2 protein-coding genes are annotated in these 2,010 nt (G+C 40.5%); both read right to left on the reverse strand.

The features are described from left to right. Positions 1–136: 136 nt before the first annotated feature. Entirely contained in the window at positions 137–1,096 is a 960-nt protein-coding gene (locus CAG58_RS07515) for an FRG domain-containing protein (RefSeq protein ID WP_337247269.1), read from the reverse strand. A gap of 56 nt (positions 1,097–1,152) precedes the next feature. Beyond that, positions 1,153–1,926 carry a nuclease-related domain-containing protein gene (locus tag CAG58_RS07525; protein WP_161426132.1) on the reverse strand — a complete coding sequence of 258 codons (774 nt, stop codon included), beginning with the start codon at positions 1,924–1,926 and terminating at the stop codon, positions 1,153–1,155. Positions 1,927–2,010 lie beyond the last annotated feature (84 nt).

A 2,010-nucleotide genomic window follows, 5' to 3' on the forward strand; every position in this document is an offset into this window, starting at 1 on the left:
ATAAAGCATAACGCCCAATTAAGGGGTGAACAACGCCTCCACCCAAACCTAAAGCATTGTGCCATAAACACTCATTTTGAAGTAGAAGCAAAACTGCCAAGCGTTGTGAATCCCTCTTAAATTGATTGTTATATGTCTAGGCTCCCACTAGACCAATACTACCAATGTGCTTATCGATTTGGGCTCCACTTTCAATAAGAATACGGTAACCACTATCATAGAACGGAGGCGGAAATAGAGAATGGGTCCCAACCATTTTACCGTCGCCCAACCAGTCAAGAGCGTCGGACAACTTAACCCTAACAATCCCTCTAATTTGTTTAGAGTAATCATTTGGACGCTCGTTGTTTACACCTTTACATCTGAAAAGCAAACCGTGCTGTGCGTGCGGACGTAAGAAAACAGATGGTGCAGCCATACGTAAATCAACCATCTCAGTGTTGGGACCGTGGAAATAACCTGGCTTAAATTTATCTCGCTTCTGAATATCCACACCGACTAACACAACATAAGCGTATTTATCTTCTTCTGAGGGTATACGCCTTTCGAAATGCAGATATTGCCCACACTCACCAGCGCCTTTAGCACGATGGCACGCAAACCATAGCGCTATCCAAAAGTTATCTACAAGATCAACCCATGTAGTATGAACGCCGTAATGTTGAATCAATGGCTCATGAGCATACTCTCCAAAACCTTGGAAAATATGACACTTATCATTAAATTCCTTGAGAGCATTACGAACAGAAACGATCCGATTCTCTTTTGATTTTGATTGATGGATATTTCTAAATATTGTCGGAGATAGAGAACCGTAAACTTTCCTTTCTCCTCTGAAGTAAATGCCTTCACTCTTGTCAGTTAAAGCATGACTAAACTTCAAATATCCAGCAACCTTTACCAATGCATGAGGGTCATTAACATGAATAACTTCTCTATTAGTACCTTTTTCAATTATCCTTTCGGTATCGGGAATCGTTAATTTACTGAGAGGCATAATACTCCAATATTTTTGATTAACTACAATGACATATAACGCCCGCCTAAGGGGCTGGCAACGCATAACACCAAACTCAATCACAACTACCGTAACCACCGCGGCTCAATGGGACTGGAAACGCCACGCGTTGACAGTCCCTCTTGAGGCGTTTGTTAGTTGAATTTTTCTACAGTTTTACACTTAGGGAATCCAGAGCAACCCCAAAACTGTTTCCCTTTATTCTCACCACGCTTAGTTTCACGCAGAACCATTTCTGAGCCACAACGCGAACATTGCTTTACGGACTCTTTTGATGCAACCAGCTCTTTAACATGCTTTCGATGCTTAAAATCTGTTACAACACCTCGATCAAGTTTGACGCAGTTAATTGCATCGATGAGCTGAATATACTCTGCATCTGAAAAAACCGGTTGATCGATCTGCTTGATGTAGTTTAAACAGCCTCGTGCATAAGTGACGTTTTCAGGCATTTCCGTTTTGAACGTACTGTCGCCAATAAACACAATTACTGAGTGTACTTTTGATGAGTCTATATTTAGCAATAATTCCAGCGTTTTAACATGCTTGTAATTTTGATGAAGGGGATTCTGAAACTTAGACGAATGACGATAGATTTTCTGCGTCCACTGCTTTTGATCTTTTGAACCAAAAATCCAACCTTTCATGTACTTAGTTTCGATTACAAAAACACCAAACTTAGATACAACAATATGATCGATTTGAGTTGTACCGTCTTCTGTAGGCAAAGTAACGTCTTTTACCAGCGTATAATCTGATGTCGGCAACTGGGACAGTAGTTTGTTTACCAGAAATTCGCCAAACACACCTTTAAACCACCGACTCTTAAAAAGCGAGATGACGAATAATAAAGGTATTAAATACCAAACTTGAGCAAATGCTTCCGAAAATAATCCGAATATATCCACTGAATTTCCTTATTCAACTAACGCCCGCTTAAGGGGCTGACAACGCTACTACCAAGTTTCCGCATAACACCGTAACCACAAAAA

Source organism: Vibrio sp. V31_P5A7T61, from assembly GCF_009904895.1.
GTDB classification, from domain to species: domain Bacteria; phylum Pseudomonadota; class Gammaproteobacteria; order Enterobacterales; family Vibrionaceae; genus Vibrio; species Vibrio metschnikovii.